General features: G+C 52.9%; 16 protein-coding genes. 9 read left to right on the forward strand and 7 right to left on the reverse strand.

Annotated features, from left to right (window positions below):
* Nucleotides 1–45 precede the first annotated feature (45 nt).
* The gene (locus tag MKY86_RS20965; protein ID WP_083685427.1) at nucleotides 46–1,398 is read right to left on the reverse strand and encodes an extracellular solute-binding protein; all 1,353 of its coding nucleotides are present in this window, start codon (nucleotides 1,396–1,398) and stop codon (nucleotides 46–48) included.
* A 212-nt stretch (nucleotides 1,399–1,610) separates the two neighbouring features.
* Between MKY86_RS20965 and MKY86_RS20970 the strand changes: the two genes are divergently transcribed.
* Nucleotides 1,611–3,398: a histidine kinase gene (locus tag MKY86_RS20970; protein WP_143803797.1), complete on the forward strand. Its 1,788-nt coding sequence runs from the start codon at nucleotides 1,611–1,613 to the stop codon at nucleotides 3,396–3,398.
* 60 nt (nucleotides 3,399–3,458) lie between these two features.
* Entirely contained in the window at nucleotides 3,459–5,048 is a 1,590-nt protein-coding gene (locus MKY86_RS20975; RefSeq protein ID WP_340827857.1) for a response regulator, read from the forward strand.
* A 567-nt stretch (nucleotides 5,049–5,615) separates the two neighbouring features.
* Here MKY86_RS20975 and MKY86_RS20980 read toward each other — a convergent pair.
* The 4 genes from MKY86_RS20980 to MKY86_RS20995 are packed head-to-tail and all read right to left on the reverse strand — an operon-like array spanning nucleotide 5,616 to nucleotide 11,729.
* Nucleotides 5,616–7,526, reverse strand: coding sequence for a DUF2264 domain-containing protein (locus MKY86_RS20980; RefSeq protein WP_076081307.1), 1,911 nt, complete (start codon nucleotides 7,524–7,526; stop codon nucleotides 5,616–5,618).
* 28 nt (nucleotides 7,527–7,554) lie between these two features.
* Nucleotides 7,555–8,691 (reverse strand): glycoside hydrolase family 88 protein, encoded by a 1,137-nt coding sequence (locus MKY86_RS20985; protein WP_076081279.1) that lies wholly within the window; start codon nucleotides 8,689–8,691, stop codon nucleotides 7,555–7,557.
* 42 nt (nucleotides 8,692–8,733) lie between these two features.
* A complete protein-coding gene (locus MKY86_RS20990) occupies nucleotides 8,734–10,548 on the reverse strand; it encodes a heparinase II/III family protein (protein ID WP_076081281.1) in 1,815 nt (604 codons plus the stop codon).
* 38 nt (nucleotides 10,549–10,586) lie between these two features.
* Nucleotides 10,587–11,729 carry a DUF2264 domain-containing protein gene (locus MKY86_RS20995; protein WP_076081283.1) on the reverse strand — a complete coding sequence of 381 codons (1,143 nt, stop codon included), beginning with the start codon at nucleotides 11,727–11,729 and terminating at the stop codon, nucleotides 10,587–10,589.
* Between the two features lie 121 nt (nucleotides 11,730–11,850).
* Here MKY86_RS20995 and MKY86_RS21000 point away from each other — a divergent pair, with 121 nt between their 5' ends.
* On the forward strand, nucleotides 11,851–12,681 hold the full coding sequence (locus MKY86_RS21000; RefSeq protein ID WP_083685429.1) for a helix-turn-helix domain-containing protein: 831 nt from the start codon (nucleotides 11,851–11,853) through the stop codon (nucleotides 12,679–12,681).
* A gap of 259 nt (nucleotides 12,682–12,940) precedes the next feature.
* On the opposite strand, the gene MKY86_RS21005 is transcribed toward MKY86_RS21000, so the two are convergent.
* Both MKY86_RS21005 and MKY86_RS21010 read right to left on the reverse strand, forming a co-directional pair.
* Nucleotides 12,941–13,705, reverse strand: coding sequence for a response regulator transcription factor (locus tag MKY86_RS21005; RefSeq protein ID WP_076081285.1), 765 nt, complete (start codon nucleotides 13,703–13,705; stop codon nucleotides 12,941–12,943).
* An 18-nt stretch (nucleotides 13,706–13,723) separates the two neighbouring features.
* Complete coding sequence (locus MKY86_RS21010; RefSeq protein ID WP_340827415.1) at nucleotides 13,724–15,520, reverse strand: sensor histidine kinase; 1,797 nt, start codon at nucleotides 15,518–15,520, stop codon at nucleotides 13,724–13,726.
* 193 nt (nucleotides 15,521–15,713) lie between these two features.
* Here MKY86_RS21010 and MKY86_RS21015 point away from each other — a divergent pair, with 193 nt between their 5' ends.
* The 6 genes from MKY86_RS21015 (at nucleotide 15,714) to MKY86_RS21040 (ending at nucleotide 23,000) form a co-directional block, all read left to right on the forward strand.
* Nucleotides 15,714–17,051, forward strand: coding sequence for an ABC transporter substrate-binding protein (locus tag MKY86_RS21015; RefSeq protein WP_076081288.1), 1,338 nt, complete (start codon nucleotides 15,714–15,716; stop codon nucleotides 17,049–17,051).
* Between the two features lie 84 nt (nucleotides 17,052–17,135).
* Nucleotides 17,136–18,008 carry a carbohydrate ABC transporter permease gene (locus MKY86_RS21020; protein WP_076081290.1) on the forward strand — a complete coding sequence of 291 codons (873 nt, stop codon included), beginning with the start codon at nucleotides 17,136–17,138 and terminating at the stop codon, nucleotides 18,006–18,008.
* Nucleotides 18,008–18,838: a carbohydrate ABC transporter permease gene (locus tag MKY86_RS21025; protein WP_076081293.1), complete on the forward strand. Its 831-nt coding sequence runs from the start codon at nucleotides 18,008–18,010 to the stop codon at nucleotides 18,836–18,838. The genes MKY86_RS21020 and MKY86_RS21025 overlap by 1 nt, the downstream gene beginning before the upstream one ends.
* A gap of 183 nt (nucleotides 18,839–19,021) precedes the next feature.
* Nucleotides 19,022–20,191 carry a YncE family protein gene (locus tag MKY86_RS21030; protein ID WP_076086941.1) on the forward strand — a complete coding sequence of 390 codons (1,170 nt, stop codon included), beginning with the start codon at nucleotides 19,022–19,024 and terminating at the stop codon, nucleotides 20,189–20,191.
* Nucleotides 20,192–20,492: 301 nt separating this feature from the next.
* Nucleotides 20,493–21,674, forward strand: a complete 1,182-nt coding sequence (locus MKY86_RS21035; protein WP_076085879.1) for a YncE family protein — start codon at nucleotides 20,493–20,495, stop codon at nucleotides 21,672–21,674.
* Between the two features lie 192 nt (nucleotides 21,675–21,866).
* Complete coding sequence (locus MKY86_RS21040) at nucleotides 21,867–23,000, forward strand: YncE family protein (RefSeq protein ID WP_076085882.1); 1,134 nt, start codon at nucleotides 21,867–21,869, stop codon at nucleotides 22,998–23,000.
* The last annotated feature ends 50 nt before the right edge of the window (nucleotides 23,001–23,050 follow it).

Consider the following 23,050-nt stretch of genomic DNA (forward strand, 5'->3'; position numbering starts at 1 on the left):
CCGCCCCGTCTCCTTTCACTCTCTATAGTAGTGATCTGTAATCTGTTATTGTGTTTCCGCAGCCTTTTGAAGATCGGCCAGCAGCTGTTCAGGTGTCGATCCGCCAGCGAAGAACTTCCCGAAGGCATTCTGTGCATCATCCTTGAACTTAGGTGTACCAGAGTCAAGGGCGATAGAACCCGCTGTGCTGGTAGCCCCTGTCAGAACCTCGGTCAGTTGCTTCTGCAGCTCGCTCTCTTTGCCGGAAAGCTCATATTTCTGTGCCGGTACAGCCGCTCCGGTATCCCATACAATCTTGGCCCATTGATCGGCAGACATCATATAATCGAAGAACTTCTTGGCTTCTTCAGGATGCTTCGAGCTGCTCACCAGTGAATATCCTCCGCCGTTCCAGGCCAAAAGATCGGTGTCCTTGCCTTTGCCGCCTTCGACAACCGGGAATTTCAGTACATTCACATTGTTGCGGAAGTCTTCCGGCAGCTTGTCATTCGTTGCCATCCCTGCTTCCCAGGAGCCCATATACCACATAGCAGCCCGGCCTTGCGTGAACAGGTTCTGGGAAGCGCCGTAGTCCGCTGTCATGAACGATTCCTGGAACAGCTTGGTGTCTCTGGCTTCTGCCAGCAGCTTAGCCGCAGCTAGGAAGTTCTCATCGCCAGTGAAATTCTTCTTCTTCGCTACCGCATCCAGCATCAGGTTCTGATCGCCGGTGAGGCGTACGACAAGATCCTGGAAGAAGGCCGCAAAGCTCCACAGGTCCTTACCGTTCATCGACATCGGCTCAATGCCTTTGGCGCGGAACTGCTTGCCCGCTTCCAGCAGCTCGGCATAGGTGGTAGGAATCTTGATGCCGTTGTCATCGAACAGCTTTTTGTTATAATAGATCACTTCATAGTCACTGTTGCGGGGCAAGCCGTAGAGCTTGTCGTTAAAGGTGAATGATTTGTAGACGCCCGGCAGGAATTTGTAGGTGTCCCCTTCGTATTCTGCAGGGTTCAGCTCTTTCACATAGCCGGCTTGTACCAGCGTATTCAGCTCTGCTCCGCCGTGAACCATGGTCACATCCAGCGCTTCGTTGGAGGCCATGTACGCCTTCAGCTTGTTTTTGAACGGCTCCTCGGCGAGGGTCTCGATATCGATCTTGACATTGGGGTTCGCTTTGATATAGTTGTCGATTACCATTTGCTCTGCCAGCCCCTGGCCGGATTTACGGTCGGGAAGGTTCGAGAACAGACGCAGCGTTACTTCCTTGTCCGCAGAGCCGGTTGTACCGCCGTTCGTGCTGCTGCCTGCATTATTGTTCTTGTCGTTGCCGCCTCCGCATGCGCTAAGCACCGAGACTGCCGCAAGGGCCGTAACCAGCAGTATATTACGTGTGGATTTTGAATTCATAACCATGTCAATTCCCCCTATTTGTTATTGATCGTGGGTTGCTTTCTTTGTTTCTGAACACATCGTACCAGAGCACTAGAGTCAGGGTCAGTAGAGAAAAAGAGAGTAATGTTGAAAATTGTCGACTTCGCTTGTCAGCTCCCTTGTGTATATTCGGCATTGCGCATAAGATAAAAATCAAAAAGGTTAGTGATCCTGTGCTGCGCTACTACTTGAATATGAACCTTCGATACAAGATAACGATTCTGATCTTCCTGCTAATCACCGGGGTGGCCTGCACACTGGGCGCATACTCCTATAAGATCTCCAAGCAGCAGATTATCAATAAGGTGAGCAATTCCAACCAGAGTGTGCTCAAGCAGATCGACAGTAATCTCGCCCGTATGCAAAAGACGTTAGCCGACTGGGTCACGGTATTCAGCCTCGCTCCAGTCGTTCAGGACACTCTGAGGAGCAATACCCCGGATTCGGCGAAGATCGAGAACCAGCTCTATAACGGACCCACCGCGTCGATCATGAACCAGATGCTGGTGACCGGAAGCTTCGATTATCTGGCTCTGTACGGCAGCTTGTCCGAGCCGCTGTTTCAGGTTGCCACCGATGACAGCAGCGGTGCGTATAGTTTGAGCAAAATTACCTCAAATGATACTTATAAACAGACCGTCGCCTTAAACGGTGCCTCCTACTGGTTCCCGCTAACAGAAGAGAACAATGTATTCATTCAGAGTAACCGAAATGACAAGCTCGGCATGACCCGGATTATCCGCGATATTGTGAACGGGAACCGGATCGGCTTTGTGTTCGTCGGCATTAATCTGGAGACCATCCGCAGAACCTATCTGACGAATCTGTATGACAAGGATCACGGCATCCTCATTCTGAGTGAACGGGGCACACAGCTGCTGTCGGCAGGCAAAGAGACCTATAGTCCCGAAGCCATAGACTTCGTAATGAAGCAGGCCAAAGCCGGCATTCTCTCCGGCAACACCATCGTCAGCCTGGAAGGCAAGGATACGCTGCTGAATTACAACATCAACGAGGATGGCTGGATCACCCTGTACAGTGTTCCGCTCCGTTCGTTGACCCAAGAGCTTAATTCCATCAAATCAGCAGTGCTCGTGATGGTATTAGCCAGCCTGGTGCTTAGCATTCCTCTGCTGATGTTCTTCTCCTCCTTCCTGACAGCGCCGATCAAGACGCTGCTGCTGTCGATGCGGCGCTTCCAGAACGGGCAGTTCGAGGAGAAGGTGGAGATCAAATATTGGGATGAGATCGGCCAGCTGAGCCGGGGCTACAATAATATGGTCGGCAACATCAAAGCGCTGGTGGACGATGCCTATCTGCTGAAGCTAAAGGAGCAGGAAGCGGAGCTGAAGGCGCTGCAATCGCAGATCAACCCCCATTTTCTCTACAACATGCTCGACACGATCTTCTGGGAAGCGGAGGCGGCAGGACAGGACAAGATCAGCGAGATGGTGATCAACCTCTCCCGGCTCTTCCGGTTAAGTCTGAATCAGGGCAAGAGCTTCACCAGCGTAGCCAAGGAAAAAGAGCTGATTGAGCTGTATCTGTCGCTCCAGAAGATGCGGTTCCAGGAATCTCTGGAGTATGTGATCGACATTCCTGAGGAGCTGTATGCCTATGTCATCCTGAAGCTCAGCCTGCAGCCGTTCATTGAGAACGCGCTGATCCACGGCATTGAACGCAAGCGCGGCGGCGGACGGGTAAGCATCAGCGGACAACGCCGCGGAGAGAAGCTGATCTTCGTGATTGAGGATAACGGGAGCGGCATGAGCGAGGAGACGCTGCAAAAGATTCTCACCATGCCTGATGAGACGGATGTCTACACGGCCCGGGATGTCGGTGGCTATGCGGTGCAGAATGTCCAGGCACGGCTGAAGCATTTTTATAAAGGTGACTATGCCTTGAACTATTCCAGTGTCCCCGGAGAAGGCACGCGGGTGGAGATCGTAGTTCCGGTGATTGTAACTGACATGCAAGAATAAAAGAAGCCGGGGCAAATAAACAATACGAATACAGATCGGAGGGGATGTCCCTTGTATAATATGATTATTGTGGACGATGAGGAGCGGGCGCGGGTAGGCATAAGGACTCTGATTGACTGGCATTCGCACGGCATCCATATTGCAGGTGAAGCCAGAGACGGTCTTGAGGCACTTGAACTCCTGGATAGCTATGCCGTCGATATCATGCTAACAGATATCCGGATGCCGCAAATGGACGGCCTGGAGTTAATCAAGGTTGTCTCCGAGAAATACCCCAGCGTCAAATCGGTCATTATGAGCGGATATGATGATTTCGCCTATGCCCAGCAAGCCATAAGATCCGGGGTCAGTAACTATCTGCTGAAGCCGAGCCGCCGGCAGGAGATTCTGAGCACGGTTCTGGCCATCACGGAGCAGATTCAATCCGAGAAGCTGGAGATTACCACGCTTGAGCATCTGCGGCAAGGGTTCCGGGAGAGTCTGCCCCTGCTGAAGGAAAAGACGTTAAGCCAGCTCATTCTCACTGAGAGTCCCGCGTATTCCCGGCTGCTGGCTAATCTGAAGATGAACCAGCTGGTTTTCCCCTATTTGCTGTACGGCATCATTCTGCTGCGCATCGACAATTTCCAGCTGTTGCATGAGAAGTATATGCATGAGGATACGGAGCTGCTGAAGTACGGGCTGAAGAATATCTGCGAGGAGTCGCTGCCGGAGACTGTGCTCTGCGTTGCCTTCGAGCATCAGGACGATATTGTGCTAATTCTCAATATGGACGAGCTGCCGGATCAGGAGGAATTAAGCGGTTATATCCGGATTATTCAGGAGAATATCGCCAGCTTCCTGAAGTTCACCGTATCCGCCGGGATCGGAAGTATTGACAAGAATATTGAGCATCTGCGCCACTCCTTCGTGGAGGCTTGCCAGGCCTTGAATACAACCAACTACACCGGCATTGCTAAAATCGTGGAGTACAGCGGAGAATTCGATGCCGAGTCCTCTCGATCCTCCTATCCCCTGCATGAGGAGCAGGAGGTGCTGAAGGCGGTACGCAGCGGTTCTTCGGGAGACATTGCCGATAAGCTGACGCTGTTCAATGTGGCTCTGCAGCCGGAGACGGTGTCCAGGGACCAGGTGATCAAATCGAGCTTCGCCCTGTTCTTCGCCCTGTATAAATTATGTATTGAGAACAATGTCAATGTAAATAAAGTCTTTGGGCAGAATCTGACCGAGCTGATCCATGTGCTGTCCCGCTCCAGTCTGGATAATCTGTTCCAGTCGCTGTTGGAGACGGCCCAGCGGGTCAGTGAGCATCTGACATCCAAGAAGAACAGCAACAAGCTGCTCGAAGCGGCCAAGAGCTATATCGGCGAGCACTTCATGAAGGATATCAACCGTGAGATTGTCGCCAGGGAGATCTATATTACCCCCGGTTATCTAAGCCTGCTGTTCAAGCAGCAGCTTAAGATCAGCTTCATCGATTATCTGCATAAGGTCCGTATTGAGCATGCCTGCCAGCTATTCAAAGATCCCGGAATGCGGATCGAGGATATCGCGCTGCAGTCCGGGTATAACGATACGAAATATTTCTATCAGGTGTTCAAAAAGTATAAAGGACTCACGCCCAATCAGTTCCGCAGCAATACGGAGTGAGGGGTATTGTTCATACTGCCCGCCCTGCTCCCTGCACCGGATGCTTCATATGTGTGCAGGGGCTTGTGGCCGCACCCAGGCCAATTGTGTTCGGTTTTTAACATACATTTGGTCCACGCGCCGTACCCGGTCCAATTGTAATCGGTTTTTCGATTACATTTGGTCCACGCGCCGCATCCAGGCCAATTGTAATCGGTTTTTCGATTACATTTGGTCCATGCGCTGCATCCAGTCCAATTGTAATCGGTTTTTCGATTACATTTGTCCCACTCGCCGCATCCAGGCCAATTGTGATCGGTTTTTCGATTACATTTGGTCCACGCGCTGCATCCAGTCCAATTGTAATCGGTTTTTCGATTACATTTGGTCCACGCGCTGCATCCAGTCCAATTGTGTTCGGTTTTTAACATACATTTTGGTCCACGAGCCTCGAAAGGCCAGCAGCCTCTCCAAAGGAAAGCTGCTGGCCTGCTTGTATGTTGGTGGCACTAAAGAGCCAATGTTGAGTTATTGACCGAAATTGCTGTACTATGACCAAAATGCTGTGTTTTCGCACCATATTTCTGCTCATTGCACCGGAATGCTGAGCTCTGTCCCGCCGGAGGTTAGCACCGTAATCCGCTCTCCGGCAAGCTTGATCTGGAGCAGGTCTTCAGGAGTCTGTTCCAGCATCAGGCCGAGTTCCTTTGCCCCGTCTGTCAGCGGCGCAGATGAAGGGTCGCCGTACACAGCAGAAGCCAGCCAATGAACTCCAGGCTCCAGCGATGCCGTCAGGGTAGGCAGCACAGTCCGTGGATGAAGCAGGTTCGTGTTGGCATTCGGCGAGATTAGCTGAGCCTTGGTATAACCCATCAGCCCCTTGATGGCGCTTGTGCCCCATGGGGTCGCTGCCGCCGCCTCCAGTTCGTCCAGCTGCTGCACAAGCTCCGTCTCTTGTCCCAGCGCGAAGCCTCCCTCGGCAACGTCCAGCGCCCGGCCCGTCTCAATCCGGTGGATACGGATATGCCAGGGCAGACCGGCTACTACCCATGTGCATACCTCAACATCAGCCCAAGGCTTCCAGACGGACCGCAGGACGTTGTCCGTAATCTCTGATTCCAGATTCCGCCGCCGAACGCGGTACAGATTGTCTCCTCCTTCGCTGAGCGCAAGCATGGAATCATAGGCGCCTTGCGATAATCCCCATTCTGAGCGGGGAACGCTGAACCCGAAGCCTGTGGAATAGACGAATTTCTCGTATTTGGCTGAGGTATGGGTATGCTCATTGGTAGATAGATGCCCGCTGTTGAAGGCGGCCAAATGACCGGAAGCCGGCTCGCGCACCAGGACGAGATGCGGCGGATGCTGCACACTCACCGCCGGAAGCTCCGGCAGCGGCAGCTCTGGTTCGCTCCAGAACGGATGCTCCGCGCCGAGGGCAAGCGGCAGGAAGGTCTTCAGCGCCCAGTAAGGCGAGCCGGGAGCATTATAATTCTCCGCCATGACCAGATTCGGATACGTGTATCCGATGGTCAGCACACCGGCTGCATCGAAGATAGGCTGGCGGAACCACCAGCGCAGGTTGCGCAGGACGATGCCTTTGACCACACCGGCAGGGAAGCCCTCCACCTCTGCATAAGCCAGAGCGCTCCAGAATGCAGACTGGGCGAACCGGTAGGCCAGACTGCGCCCGTAGGGAAGCGCAGCGCCGTCCGGGGCGAACCAGCCTATGAATTCAGCGGCGAAGAGCCGGGCGCGTTCTTTGAACAGACGGGAACGCTCCGGGTCTTCCCGTTCCATCAGCTTGGCATACAGCAGCGAATAGTAATGGATGGCGAAGGGCCCGTAATAATCGCAGTGTCCGCCAACACCGTCACTGTACCAGCCTTCACCCAGATAAAAGGCATCCATCCGCTCCAGATTCCGCTCCAGTTGAATCGCATCATAAGGCCGTCCTACTGTGCGGAAGCCGACATTCACCAGCACATTGAAGAACAGCCAGTTGCAGTCGTAGCAGGGACGGGAATTGATCTGGTTCAGCCAGCTGTACAGATGCTCCTGCTCCTGCGGAGCAAGCGGGGACCAGAGATGCTCCGGCACAGCCGCCAGCGCGAAGCCGAAGGCGGCCATCTCGACCAGACGCTGGTCATAGTCCCTTACATCACCCCAATATTCCTCATGGGCCGGATCGGTACCGTGCCGGATGCCGTCCAGCACAGTGGCCCATAGTTCACTGTTCCCGCCTCCGGCGAGCAGTGGAATCAGTCCCCAGAGCACCCGGGAGAAACCCTCCATTCCGGCAGTGGCTGACGGATAGCTCGCTCCCGTAATCCCGATCTCAAGTCTTGCGCTGCCTCTGCTATAGAGCGGCCGAAGCGGCTCTGTCAGCTGCTCAAGGGCAGCCAGCAGGTCGTCCCGGGTCTTCAGCAGATTGCTCTGAATCCCCAGCTTGCCCGTCGCCGGATCGCCTGTCCCCAGATTTCCAATTCCCAGAGTCATCTTGTTGTTCGTCATTATCGTACTCCTCCTACTCCCAATAGAACGGGCCTGCTCCCTTAATCCGGGCCAGTGTCTCAACATAGAAGAAATCCCCGTAGATCAGCGGCACATCGATATTCCGGTCTTCAGGATAGTTACTGGTGCCGTGAAGCAGCAGCCCTTGTTCGCCGGGATTGTCCCAAGTTCCGTAATTGCGGTAGAGAGATTCCGTGATTCTAAGCGCCCCGTTCCGGTAGACAGGAGCCTCTGATTCTTCCACCAGCCCGGCCAGCAGCAAGAGACCGCTTGCGGCGCATGAACCGGCTGAAGTATCGCGAATCTCCCCAACCTCGCCGGGAGCACGGAAATCCCAATGCGGGACCTGATCCTCCGGCAGCCGGGTCAGGAAGAAATGCGCAACTTGCTTGGACGCATGCAGGTAGCTAAGCTTGCCCGTATGGTGATAGGCCAGCGCCAGCCCGTACAGTGCCCAAGCCGCGCCGCGCGACCAGGCCGATTCTGGCGCATAGCCCTGTCCGCCCAGCTTCTCTGCCACTTCGCCCGTCTCCGGGTTGAAGTTGACAATATGATAGACGGAGCCGTCCGGCCGGATGAAATGCTCCAACACCGTATCCATATGTGCCTCCGCGATATGCCGGTAACGCGGGTCTCCCGTGACTTCGGAGGCCCAGAACAGCAGGCTGGTGTTCATGCTGCAGTCAATGATGGCGACCCCGCTGTTGTCCTCGCCTTCTCTCCAGGGATTCCAGGCCCGGATGTAGCGGCCCTTCAGGTTGAAGCGTGCGGCCAGATAGTTGGCGGCCTTCAGCCCGCGGACCCGTGATTCTTCACTGCCCGTCAGCTTGTAATTGGCAACGCTGGTCAGCAGCCACATGAAGCCCAGGTCATGGTCCAGCTTCACATAGCCGTCCAGCACCTCATCCAGCCGCTCCTCGCAGCGCTCGGCTACCGCTTTCAGGCTCTCATCGCCGCTCCCTGCGTAGAGCTGCCAGAGCATGCCCGGCCAGAAGCCGGCAGTCCACCAGCTCGGCACTTCCAGTACATACTTGCCGCCTTGGCTGGCATGCGGGAACTCCGCCCCGATGCTGATACTGTTCGTTCTCGTCTTCTCCAGCGCCTTACTCCAAGCCTCATCTACCCATGTCTGATCTATGGTTCTGCTCATTTGAATCCCGCCTTTATCTGAATGGTATACGCCTGCCGTCATCTACAGAAATTGAAAAGTAAACACCAATACGCCTGCCGCCCCGGGCTGGAGAACCTGGAAGTCCAGAGTATTCCACACCGTGTCCTGGCCATAGTGATCCTGGTACACATGTGCGGTAATCTCAGGCCGGACAATCTGCGGATTATAGGTTACCTCAACGCCGTTCCCCTCAGCAGCTCCCGGCAGCCTTACGCTCCCCGGTTCCCGCACCTCCGGTCTGCGCCACGTTACGAACCGTTCCGTCCAGCTTGCCGGAGCTCCGTCATAGCGGTAAGTGTCAGTCAGCTCCAGACGGGGCAGCTCCTCCTTATGCCAGACCAGCGAACGCACCAGGGATTGCAGTCCGGCTACCGGGTACGCCCGGGCCAGCTCCAGCGTCAGCTCATCTTTCGCCGCTGCTGCCGAAGCATGCAGCACGGCAGCATGGAACTCGCGTCCTGCCCCCTGGTACTGGCCGTCAATAATCGGCACGCTGTGGCCCTGCGAACCGTTGCAGTCATAGCCGTAACGTCCGGCACCGAAATAGTCCGCCGTGTACTCTCCGCTGCCCAGATCGGCCGCGAAGATCTCCCCCCGGCCGCTCAGAATGAATTGGCCCAGGTCATTATGGTTATGCGGCTCGTCGTTATGGCCGCCCTTGGCCGCGAAGCCGAAGGCGCCGGCAGCGGAGATATGCCTTGCTACCAGCCAGGCTGCATCGGGCAGATAGCTGCTGCCAGCCTCCCATGACTCATTCTCCTCCCCGGTTCTTGTCCAGATCAGATTGCGCAGAGCCGGTGCGAAGCGGCTGCAATGATCCTCTGTGAACGGGGCGCGCAGCGCAGAAGGCGGGCGCAGGACATCCGGATAGACGTCCGCCAGATAATGGGAGAGTCCCATATGCACCCGCACCCGGGGCACTGTATCGGAGAAATTAGCGACATAGCTGCCGTCTATGAAGCATTGCTGCTGGAAGCGGGCGATCTGTGCCACCTTCTCCTGCTTGAACCAGTCCAGCGTGCCTCCGCTTCTTACACGGAGCAGATCGCTGTAATAAGTGAAATAGCCGAACCCGTAATTCCAGTAGCCCAGCCCTTCCTGGCAGGCCCCGTCTGCCCCGAAGCCCCGCAGATAATAATTCATGCTGCTCTCTGTCTTCAGCAGGATCTCCGCCAGCATGTCCTTGTCCTTCACAAGCAGCAGTGCAGCCGCCCCGACAGAGCCTGCGCAGACCGCCGCCCAATTGTGAGTCGAGGTCTCCCAGAAATAAGGGCCATGCGCAAGGAACGGCCGGAAGATTCTATTCTCCACCTCACTGCGTATCCGGGAGCGGAGCAGCAGCGGGAGTCGCTCTCCGAGCAGCAGCAGACATTCGCTTAAGGTAAAGCCTGTCTCGGAGGAGAACAGATCGATATGGCGGTTGATCTCAGCAGCATCATGCTTCTCAGGAAGATGGGCGGGAACACACCATGTGTACTCATCGCAGATCGCCCATAGAATATCTGTAAGCTGCTCCAGAGCTGCTGCGTTCTCCGGCTCCAGCAGACTAAGGAACACATACGTATTCAATCTTCTTCTCGATTCAAAATAAGGCCGCTCATACTCCAGTCTCGACCCCGTCTGCCGGAAAAGGGTAAACAAACGATACGTCAGCAGCGGTATAGGCTGCCCTTCCAGCCTCCGTGCCTCTGCACGAATCTCACTGATACTGGCCTGCAAGACTTTAGAAGATGCCGCCTCTCTCCAAAAAGCAGCCGAATCTCCTTGCGGATAATATAAGCTGAGATCTGCCGGCTTCATGTTCTCTGCGATTGCCTTAAGTTCCTGTATGTTCATGCCTAAGCTCCCTCTCCTGTTCGATCTGTCTGTATCCCTTATTCCAACGCATGGTCCCGCATCACATTCTCACCGTCCGCGATTCTCCGGGCCGTCCATTTCATGTCTTCTCCCGACCAGAAGGGGTCAGCAGGAGGCAGACCCAGCGGCAGGAAAACAGTGGCGCACAGATACAGACTGCCCGTATTAATGTAGCTCTCGGCCAGCTCCGGCTGATAGCCGTAGATTCCCGGCTGCAGCCAGCCGTTCTCATCCAGCGTACCCGGATATTGCATAATCCGGCTAATAACTGCGGTCAAAGCGCAGCGCACTTGGGCCGGAGGCAGCGAGTCTTCCAGGAAATGCTGGAGCGCCGCCTGCGACAGCAGCTGAAATGCCCCGAACCGGTAGACAATCGAACGCCCGAGGAACGGATACGTCCCGTCCGGAGCGATGCTGCGCTCCAGCACGGAGGCATATCTCTGCGCCCGCTGCAGGACCAAGGGTCTAAGCCGGGCATACTCTTCATTCTCCTGTTCGAAAAGTGTAACCACATCCAGCAGCATCGGCTGAATGACAAAGCTGTTGTAATAATCCCAGTGAAAATCCTTCCCGTCTCCATAGACTCCGTCACCCTTGTACCAGTCCATGAACATGTGGACCGCATAACCCACCCGCATCCGGTCATACTCCGGGTCGCCGAGCAGGTACAACGCTGCTTCTACCATCGCACTGAACAACAGCCAGTTGCTGCCGCTGGGGGCGGTCCGCCGCGTCTGCTTAAGCGCCACAATCAAATTGCCTTTGACCCGTGCGTCCAGCCTAACTGTAATCGCTTTCGGCGCACGCACCAGAGCATGGGCCAGAAAAGCCGCATCCACCAGCGGCTGGCCTTCGGTCTTGAATTCCATATAGTCAGGCGATTGCGGATCGACCGCCGCATCAATCGCTTCCAGCATCAGCCCGGCATAACGGGCTCTTAAGCGCTCCTCTTCACCCTCAAGCCCTTGAAGCTCCAGCCAGGGAGCCATTCCGCAAGCCAGCCTCGCAAAAGCCTCCAGGTGAGCAAACTGGCTGCGCTCACTATGAAATTCCGCAGGTAACTGTTCTTTCAGTTTCCGTGCGGCGAGTGCCTCCAGGACCGGCGTTCCAATCCGCAGCATCGTATCCAGCCAGTATTTACGCTGTTCTATCCCACTCATCCTTGATTCCACCCTCTCAGGTATTCTTCTTCTCTAGTGTATTGTGGTATTATTGCAATGTCTTTGCGAATAATGATGTTTTATTGCGTATATTGTGATCAACAAGAAAGGGGCAGTAACGATGAAGCATGCCCGGTATTATGAATCGTTCGACGGCGATATTCTGGCCGGTATCGGCAATTCTCCAATCTCTCCGACGAGGGATTTCCATATCCACGACCACTATGAAATCTTCCTGTTCCTCGGCGGCAGCGTGAACGGCTTCGTGGACCAGTACAGCTATCCGCTGGTGCGCGGCGACGTCCTGTTATTCAATAATCATGAGATTCATAAAATCATCAACCGCTCCCCCGACCCTTATGAGCGGCTGACCATACATTTCAAAGCACCGCTGGTCTATCCGTTCTGTACGGCAACCACGAATCTGCTGGCCTGCTTCCAGAACCGCCAGCCCGGAGAGAACAACCTGGCCCGGATGGAGGAGCCGCTGCTCTCGGAGTATACCGCTCTCTCCTCACAGCTGATTACAGCCCTGGAACGCAAGCAGTACGGCAGCGAGGTGCTGGCCCTGACGTATCTGATTCAGATTCTGGTACTGGTCAACGAGCTGTACAGCCGCTCCCGTGCCGCCGTGCCCAGCATAATCTCCTCCCATATTCAATCCGCGATGAGTTATATCGACAACCACCTGCACCTGAATCTGTCGCTGGGGCATATCGCCGGGGAGCTGAATCTGGATAAATATTATCTCAGCCATCTGTTCAAGCAGCAGACCGGAGGCACCATCTACCGTTATGTGCTGCTCAAAAAGATCGCGTTATCCAAGCAGCTCCTGTCCGCCGGCAACTCCGTGTCCGATACCTGCTACCTGTCCGGCTTCAATGATTATGCCAATTTCATCCGCACCTTCAAGAACATCACGGGCATTCCTCCAGGAAAATACGGCAAATAAAAACGGCACCGCCTATCCGCAGCGCTGCCGTCTTAGCAAGAGAACTAATGATTTTGTTGTTGCGGGCCTAGCCGTGACTCCAGAGAAGTTTTGGACTTCCGGCCGCTGTTGTATTAGGATTTCATGAATTTGTACCACTCTTTGCGGTAGAAATCCTAATACAAAGGCGGACGCTACCGCTCCTCCAGTTCCAAAATTCCCCTCCGCCACTTTTCTCTCAACTCAAATTCTTTAAGATCGATCTTTATACCCGCTACCGTCACCGCTCCCCTCCCCTATACTCCGTAGGACTTACGCCCGTATAGTCCTTGAACACCTTGGAGAAATAATGCTGGTCGCCGAAGGACAGCAGCTCCGACAGCTCCTTCACCTTCAGCTCTGGCCTCAGCGCAATCAGCCGGCAGGCTTCGGCTATCTTCAGCCGCATGCTGTAATGCACGAAGGTCTGGTGCGAATAGCGCTTGAAGATCCGGCTGACATAGGAAGGGCTCACGTGGAACTTAAGCGCGGCCTCGGTAATGGAGAGCGGAGCGTAGAGCTGCTCCTGCACGTATTGCTCCAGCAGCCGGAACAGCTCCTCGCTGCTCTTAGGCCGCTGCTGCCCGGCTGAGATCGCTCCCTCCGGCAATCCTATTCTGCTGCCCTCCTGCTCCTGCAGATGGGCGACCAGCCGCTGCATCACTTCGGCCAGCTGCTGCCGCTCCACCGGCTTCAGCAGATAATCGAATACCTGCAGATTCAGCGCTTTGCGCGTATATTCGAAGTCGCTGTAGCCGCTGATCAGCACCGCCTTGAGTGCCGGATTCACCAGTCTGCACTGCCCGATCAGCGCAAGCCCGTCCAGCTTGGGCATGCGGATATCGGTCAGCAGGATATCCACCGGGTTAGCCTTGATGTATTCCAGGGCATCCAGCCCGTTCGAGGCGGTGGCGGATATACGGACAGGCAGCTCCATAGACTGCAAAAGAGCCTCGATATTCCGCAGAATCGGCTTGCTGTCCTCTGCAATGATAGCGGTATACATAGCGCTCCCTCCCCGGTTCTAGTAGAAGTCTTTACTCATAGATGCGATAATCTGGACCGTGGCACCCTTTTCCCCGTCTAAGTGGTTGTAGATGTTGAAGAACAGCCGGTTCCTGTACATCAGCTTCAGCCGGTTCACCGTATTCACAATCCCCATATTGCCAATCCCTGAGGTATCATGCCGAAGCTCGTTAACCCCGGAATCCGAGTCCTCAATATTGTCCAGAATCTCCCTGATCCTGCCCGGCGCGAAGCCTTCCCCGTTATCCCGGATTTCGATGGCCCACAGGCCGTTATATACCTTCACCCGCACCTCAATCCTCCAAGGAGGGTCTGTATTCTTAAAAGCATGCTCAATACAATTCTCCACGAACGGCTGAATCACCAGCCGGGGCAGCTCAATCCGTTCAAGCCCCCCGTCCCCGTCAATCTCCCACTCCAGGTCATCCTCGAAATTATGCTGAATCAGGGACAAATAATGCCGGGTATGCTTCAGCTCCTCCGTCAATGTCACATGCTGATAAGGGGAGGAAACAATATAGCGCAGGCTGTCCGAGAGATGCTTGCACATTTCGGTCACCACGTTATTCTTCCCTTCCTGGGCGGCAATACTGATCAGATACAGGACATTGTGGATAAAATGAGGCGCGATCTGGGCCTGCAAGGCAGAATTCCGCGACTTCACTTCTTCGTGGAGCGCAAGCTTTTCCCGTTCGATAGATTCCTGCAGCCGCTCCAGCAGCTCCTGAAAAGCGCTATTCAGTTGAATCAGCTCATTGTTGTGGGTACGCGGGCCCGTCTTCATATTCAGATTGCTGTAGTTCATCCGCAGAATCTGGCTGCGCAGCTTGCGGATCGGAAGCAGCAGGTTCCGGGTCGAGAAGTAGATGAAGATGAACGAGAACAGAATCAGCGCGGTGATCAGCAGAATAGAGATGTATTTCACCGAATTGACCGGGCCCAGCACCACATTCCTTGGATTCACCACGTAGGTAGTCCAGCCCGTCTCAGCAGAGCGGTGGTAAGCCACATAGTTCTGGCCGCTGCTTAGATAGATTCCGCTAGCTGCTGCAGATTCAGAGGGAGACGCTGTGAATTCGGGGACCTTCTCCCCTTCACGCAGTGCCGGAGAGCTGGAGACCAGCCGCTGGTCCTGATCTACAATATAGATCTTGCCGCCCGCCAGGCCCGCAGCAGATCTGTTCAAATACCGCTGATCGAGCTGCACCGCCAGATAGCCGAACACCTGACCATTCTGGTTCCTGATCGCCCGCACAAAAGAGATGGCCTCCGCCCCCTGCCGGTACAGCCCGTAACCGCTTGCATTCCAGGTCGGCAGGTTACTGCTCTCTTCCAGAAACGGCCTGAGCGAAGCCGGGCTATCCGCATATCCGATATATGATGCCACCCGCTCCCCAGTCAGATCATAGATCATCATATCCTCAATGTTCAGACTCGGCCCCAGCGCCTGGAACATGATGTCTTTCAGCCGGCGGCTCCGGGTCAGCCCTTCGAGGGTGAGCTGCGAATAATCACCTGCGGCCAGCAGCGTGAACACCTCTTTGTTCGACAAAATCCGCTGGGAGAGCTGGTTCTGGTTACTGATATACAGGTTCAGCTGGTCGCTGACCTGGACAGCCGCCCGCTTCATTTCGTTCTCTGTCTTGTCCTTGAGCGGCTGGATCACCATATAATTCACGTAGACCAGGAAGCAGCCCAGCACAATCAGCAGGAGCAGCATGAAGGTGAAGAAGAATTTCGTTTGCAGACTGGCCTGAACCCTGCCTCCGCGCAATTTCTGAACAATAGTAGCCAAGCCCGAGCCCTCCCTGAACCTTAGGATGCTGCCTACTTTACAACCAATCGGGCGAAATGACAAGCCATCCCCGGAGTTCAGAATATTACACAGAAAGTGTCAAGTACAAACATGTACCTTGTGCTCTCCTCATTCTATAATGGGCAATGTAAACGGATTCAGTTCACAGAAAATACACTACGGGGGCGATCACATGAGTAAGCAAATGAAGAAAATCGCGACAGGCCTGCTCGCTGGAATCATGACCTTAACGCTGGCGGCATGCGGCTCTGACAATTCAGACAAGGGCAATGCTGTGGCAACGGACAGCGGAGGCGGTAACAGCGGAGGCAGCAGCAGCGGCAAAAAGGTAACCATCGAGCTGGCCATCTCCAAAAGCTCGCAGGATTCAGCGTTCGTGGCCCAGGATGTGCTGGATGAATTCGAGCAGAAAACCAACATCAAAGTCAATCTCCAGTTACTTCCCGCAGAGCAGACCGCCACGGTACTCCAGACTAAGCTGGCCGTTGACGAGGTGCCTGACCTGATTCAATACAATCTCGCGAGTGCGACTACAGACCTGAATCTGGAGCGTAACTTCGAGATTCTCGATAACGAGCCTTGGGTAAGCCGGCTGCTGAACAAGGATGTGCTCTCTGCTTACGATCATGTCTACAGCTTCCATTACAGCCAGGATACAGGGATGCAGGGAGTCGTCTACAACAAGGATATTTTCAAAGACCTAGGACTTGAGATTCCGAAGAATTACGAGGAGTTCCTGGCGGTCTGTGAGAAGATCAAGGCCAGCGGCATTACGCCAGTGTTCATGCCGTTCAAGGACAACTGGGCGGCGAATATCTGGCCGGCGGCTGCTTTTGCCGACTGGGCGGCCAAGAACGAGCCGTCTCTGTTCGAGGACATCAATGCCGGACGCAAGAAGTGGTCCGATGTTCCCGAGTTCGCCACCTTCCTGGAGCAGCAGTATGAGGTCTACAAGAAGGGCTACACCAACACCGACATTCTCAGCGACAGTTACGATATGGCCGTGGGCAAATTCCTGAACAAGGAAACGGCGATGATGTTCATGGGCGACTGGCTGATTGTGAACGTGGCTGAGAAGGACCCGAATGTGCATCTGGGACTGTTCGCCATCCCTTCTTCTGAAGACGCCAATCTCGGCGCAAGCCCGCTGGGCGGCCAGTTGTTCATTCCGAAGAAAGCCAAGCATATGGATGAAGCGAAGAAATTCCTGGAGTTCCTGGCCACCGAAGAAGTTGCGCAGAAAATGGTGGACAGCCAAGGTTCCGTCTCCAACTTCAGCGATGTTACTACGCCGAAGCTCCCGGAATACAAGCAAGAGATTGTCGATCAATATATCACCCCGAAGAAAACTACGCTGACCACCGACGCTTACATGATCGTGGACCGCAGCGAGCTGTACCGTCTGCTTCAGGATGAATTCGCCGGCGGCCTGGGCGCCAAGGGCGTACTTAAGGCCTGGGATGAGAAATTCAGCCAGCTGATGAAGGACAAAGGCGTCGAAGGCTTTTAACTAGAGCAAATAACTATTACAACAGGCAGAATAAAGCCCGTCCAGGGCTTTATTCTGTCCCTGGCTATATAGGAGTGTGAAGAGATGAATGTATCCAAGAGACTATACTCGTATTACCTGATCTGGCCTGCACTGCTCATCTATTCGATCTTCTTCGTGCTGCCAGCGCTGATCGGACTCTTCTATTCCTTCACCGACTGGCGGCTGGACCGAGAAGCTATCAAGTTTATCGGCTGGGACAATTTCGAACGGATTTTCACAGATCGAACGCTATTGCTTGCGATGAAAAACACAGCGATCTTCGCCATCGTTACCGTACTCGGTAAAAATCTGCTCGGCATCGCGCTTGCGGTCGGCCTGAACATGAAGCTGAAGTCCAAAAACCTGCTGCGGGCGATTTTCTACTCGCCGTCGATCCTCAGCGTGCTGGTCATCAGCATTGTGTTCACGCCCATGCTGCGCTCCGACGGGACGATTAACCGCATCTTCGAGGCTGTGGGTCTGCCTTCGCTGAGCCAGGCCTGGCTGACCAATCCGGCTCTTGTCATCTGGACAGTTGCCTTCGTATCCATCTGGCAGCATACCGGCTTCCAGATGGCGATCTATCTGGCCGGGCTCCAGTCGATCTCCAAGGAATATTATGAAGCCGCCACCATTGACGGCGCCGGCTCCTGGCGCAGCTTCCGCAGCATCACGATTCCGCTGCTGCTTCCTGCGATCAACATCAACCTGATGCTGACCCTGATCGGCGGCCTCAAGGTATTCTCCGAGGTGTTCGTACTCACCGGCGGGGGACCGGGCAATGCCTCCCAGGTGGTCGGTACGATCATCCTCCGCTCCTTCGGAGAAGGCAGCTGGGGGCTGGGCACAGCCGTCAATACCCTGCTGTTCGCAGCCGTAACGGTCATCGCGATTCCACTGCTGATCTTCATGCGGCGTAAGGAGGTATCGGAGTAATGAGCTTTTCCCGTAAAATGGCCTGGCGCAACTATGTGGTCGAAGGGCTGCTGCTGTTGGCCTCCCTGCTGATTATCCTACCGCTGCTGATCATGCTGTTCGGCAGCTTCATGACCAGCTCCGAGGTACTGAAGTTCTCCCTGCGGCTCCCGGAGGAGTGGAAGTTCTCCAACTATACAACCGTCTTCAAGGAAGGCGGTCTGGGACGGGCATTCCTGAACGGGATGCTGATTACCGGCGTCTCGTCTGTTCTGAATATCTTCACCTCCTCGGCGGCCTCCTTCATTCTGGTACGCCGGGAGACCAAGTGGTCGAATTTCCTGTACATGTTCTTCTTCATGGGCCTGATTGCCCCGATGTCCACCATCACCACGATCCGTGTTGTGCAATGGATGGGCTTCTATGGCAGCATCACCAGCGTCATTCTGATCTATGCGTCGCTGAATACGGCGTTCAGTGTGTTTCTGTACAGCGGATTCATCCGGTCTATTCCGAAGGCGCTGGATGAAGTTGCTTTTCTGGAGGGGGCGAATACCTTCGATGTGTTCTTCCGAATCGTCACCCCGCTGATCGTCCCGGTGAACGCCACCGTAGCCATTATGGTCTTCATGTCCGTCTGGAACGACATCACCATTCCGCTCTATTTCCTGACGGACAGTTCGGACTGGACGATGCCGCTCTCGGTATACAATTTCTACGGCAAGTACAGCCGGGACTGGAACCTGATCTTTGCGGATCTGGTGTTGACCTCCCTCCCCGTACTGATCCTGTATATCTTCTGCCAGAAGTACATTGTTAGCGGACTTACGGCGGGAGCGGTCAAGGGATAACCTCAGCCCCTTTTGTGGCTTTGTTGGACAAATGGATTATTCGGGCCGGAGCATTCAGACATAACATACAGCAGACAACCTGATGCGGCATCCGGGAGATCCGGCGCGCCTGCCCATCCGGTTGTCTGTCCGCCGGGCCCGGCGAGTCCATGAGCCAGAAGCACATGAAAGGGGCTTTTAATTATGAATACAAAAATAGCAAACCACAGAAGAAATCTAGCATCAAATTTTAATCCTTACGTGTTTGCGAGTTATGAACTTTCCTATTATTTTGGCTACGTCGCTGTCATTGATCCTGTATACAATAAGGTCACCAAACGGATTCCGGTAGGCCTTAACCCTGGTCCTATGTGCTTGAATCCAAGTGAGGATAAGCTCTATGTAGTAAATACGGGCAATGATTCGGTCACTATCATTGATGCATATAACTTTAACGTTATCAAAACCCTTCACATTGGCTCTTCGTCCACCTCTAGCGCTCCTGTTGCTATCTTCGCTGCTGCTAACGTGAACAAAGTCTATGTAGCCCATTCGGGTAACAGGGCCGTTACAATTATTGACTCCGTCACAGATACGGTTATTAAGCAAGTGGATTTGCCTAGCGGAAGCGGCTACCCTTTTGCCTTTGCCGGTAAGGTGAACAGTCTCTTTGTCTTTGTTGCATGTAAGTCTAAAGATAATGATAAAGGCAAGGTTGTCGCCATTTCCGTTGACGATGATACCGCCCATCCAGTTGGGGATGATACTCCGCTTGAATTTGACGGGACCCACAACCCCTTGACCGTGTACCCAGGCGGAGTGGAGCTGGTCACACTTGGGCCGACTGGCATGTTGACTCATTTTGAACAACTTACAATTGGTCCGTCCAAAACTTCAAGTATGCTGGACAATACGGTATCCGGGATCTATCTGGATAACAATATGTTATTTTGCACCTCGCGGGAAGATAGAGCCTATCTGAAAAAATTCAACAACCTGTTCATGGACCAGCAAGGAAACATCACCCATGATCAATTCACAGAAATTCCTAGCTACAAAGGCCAGGATAAAATCCGTGTTTCAAGTGATCAAAGTACTATTTGCATCACCATTCAACCCACCACTTTCCCGACAGGTGGTCTGCAAATTTACGATGTAAACGCTGCTAGTTCACGGTTTGTTCCGCTCCCTTATGTCGGTGATTTAGCACTTTACGATTACATCATTGCCTATGTAGGACAACTGACTTCGATTCAACCGATAGCTTTGGGAGATCCAAGTAATCCCATTCCTGCTATTCCGATTGGCACAAGTCCCTCAGACCGCGTCAACGTGAAGAACATTATTTCCGGTTATAGCAATCAATCCTTGTAATGCACATTTAGTATAATAATCGAGCTGTCTCTTCAAGTCGAAATGGACTTGAGGACAGCTCTTTTTTTGCCAGAAATGCATTGTAAGCGGACTTACGGCGGGAGCGGTGAAGGGGTAACCTCAGCCCTTTTTGTGGCTTTATTGGACAAATGTACTATTCGGGCCGGAGCATTCAGACATAACATACAGCAGACAACCTGATGCGGCATCCGGGAGATCCGGCGCGCCTGCCCATCCGGTTGTCCGTCCGCCGGGCCCGGCGAGTCCATTATCCAGCAGCACATGAAAGGGGTTTTTATTCGTGAATACGAATATGGCAAAGCGTCGCAGAAATTTATCATCAGGTACTAATCCTTACGTGTTTGTGAGTTATGAACATTCCCTTTACTTTGGCTATATTGCTGTCGTTGATCCTGCACAAAATAAGATCATTGAACGGATTATGGTGGGCCCAAAGCCCGTATCTATGTGCTTGAATAACCAGGAGGATAAGCTTTATGTAGTGAGTAATGTCCAGGATTCGGTCACTATCATTGATGCGTATTCCTTTAAAGTTATCAAAACCCTTCCCATTAGCAGTTCGTCCGCTCAAAGCGCTCCTGTTGCTATCTTCGCTGCTCCTCGCGTGAACAAAGTCTATGTAGCCCATTCTGGTGACAAGGCCGTTACAATTATTGACGCTGACAAGGACGAGGTTATTGCACAAGTGGAATTGCCTGACGGAAGTGGCTACCCGTTCGCCTTTGCCGGTAACATGAATAACTACTTTGTCTTTGTTGCCTGCAAGTCTAAAGATAATGATAAAGGTAATGTTGTCGGTATTGATGTTGAATATAACACCGCTCAACCTGTTGGGGAAGATATTGAGCTTGAATTTGACGGGATCCACAACCCCTTGACCTTTTATCCAAATGGAGCGGGGCTGGTCACATTTGGACCGACTGGCATGGTGGTTGTTTCTTCATTTCATGCAATTTTAGAGTCCAAAGCTACAAGTCTGCTGGACAATACAGTATCTGGAGTCTACCTGGACAACAATTTGTTATTTTGCACATCGCAAGAAGATAGAGCTTATCTGAAAAAATTTAAAAACCTATTTTTCAACCAGCAAGGAAACATTACCTATGATGAATTTACAGAACCCGCCAGCTTCAAGGGCCAAGATAAAATTCGTGCTACACATAGTCAAAATTATATTGGCATCACCATAAAGCCCACCACTTCCCCGACAGGTGGTCTGCAACTCTACGATGTAAACACTTCTAGTTCAAAGTTTGTTTCGCTCCCCTATGTAGGTGATCTAGCGTTTGCCGGTGACAGCATGGCTTATGTAGGAGAGGTGAACTCGATTGTTCCGATTGATGTGGGAACGGCAACAGTGCTGCCCGCTCTTCTGATTGGCTACAATTCCACTGATCGCATCACCGTCAATAATATAATCTGCGGTTATAGCAATCAATCCTTGAATGTAGATTTAGTATAAAAATCGAGCTGCCGCTTCAAGTCGAACTGACTTGGGGGGCAGCTTTTTTTCTATCTTACTGGACATTAGGACTATTCGGGCCGGAGCATCCAGACATAACATACAGTAAACAACCTCATGCGGCATCCGGTTGTCTGTCCGCCGGGCCCGGCGAGTCCACCAGCTAGAGCTCCATGAAAGGGGATTTCATCTATGAATATGAATCGAACAGCAAACCGTAACAGGAATACACGGAGTGGCCTTTCTTATGTGTATGTGTCTTATGTAAGTAATAATAATGGATATGTCGCTGTTATTGATCCCACTACCGATGAGATCAAAAAACGAATTTCAACAGGCCGTAGTCCGGCCGCTATGTGCTTGAGTCCCTCTGGGGATAAGCTTTTCGTGGCGGATGACCTTGGGAATGTAGTCTTTGTCTATAGTACGGATGACTTTCGCTATTTAGGCGGAATTCCAGTTGGCAACAAACCTGCTGCTATCCTCATAGAGCCTAGCGGCAAATTTGGCTTTGTAGCCAACTATGGAGAAGCGAGTGTGACGTTCTTTGATCCCATCACTCTTAAAGTGCTTGGAAGTTTCAATTTGAAGAAATACGGCACACCTTTCGCCATTGCGTGCAATGAGAACAACCCCTTTGTCTCTGTTGCCGGCAAGGGATTTTCTCCAATTCCAGATTTTGTTGTTTATTTTAACATGATTGAAAATGGGTATGGCAATTCTTCCACTCATGCGAAGGAACGTGTATATGACCCGACCCATAATCCCTTGACCGTTCGCCCGAATGGACAAACGCTGGTCGAGCTTGCAAATATTGGATTTGTCGATTTTATTAATGGTCTTAATTCTTCCTTTAATACGACAAGTTTGCTGGACAATACGGTATCCGGGATTTATCTGGACAATGGCTTGTTATTCTGCACGATGCGGGAAGAAAGGGAAATTTTGAAAGTATTTAAGAACCTGAATACTGATGCGAATGGGAACATCACCTATGATTATTTCAAAGAAATCCCCAGTTACAAAGGCCAGGATAAAATTCGCGCTTCGCTTACGCAAAAGTATATTGGTGTCACCGTTCAAGCTTATGATTCTCCGCTGGGTGGTCTGCAAATTATTGATGTAGATCATTTAAGTTCCCGGTTTCTTACGCTTGCTTCCACTGGCGATCTTGCATTCTTCTCAGACACCAAAGCCTATGTGGGAGGATTTAACTCGGTTCAACCCATTGATCTGATCAATGCAAGACCTCTAGAAGAGATCAGCATAGGAACAGTGTACTTCAGAGTGAAGAATGTTATTTGCGGTTATAGCAATCAAACCTAAGGTACATGTAACGTTAACGTAGAGCTGCCTCTTCAAGTCGAAATGGACTT

This window comes from Paenibacillus sp. FSL R7-0333, from assembly GCF_038000365.1.
Lineage (GTDB): Bacteria > Bacillota > Bacilli > Paenibacillales > Paenibacillaceae > Paenibacillus_AQ > Paenibacillus_AQ silagei.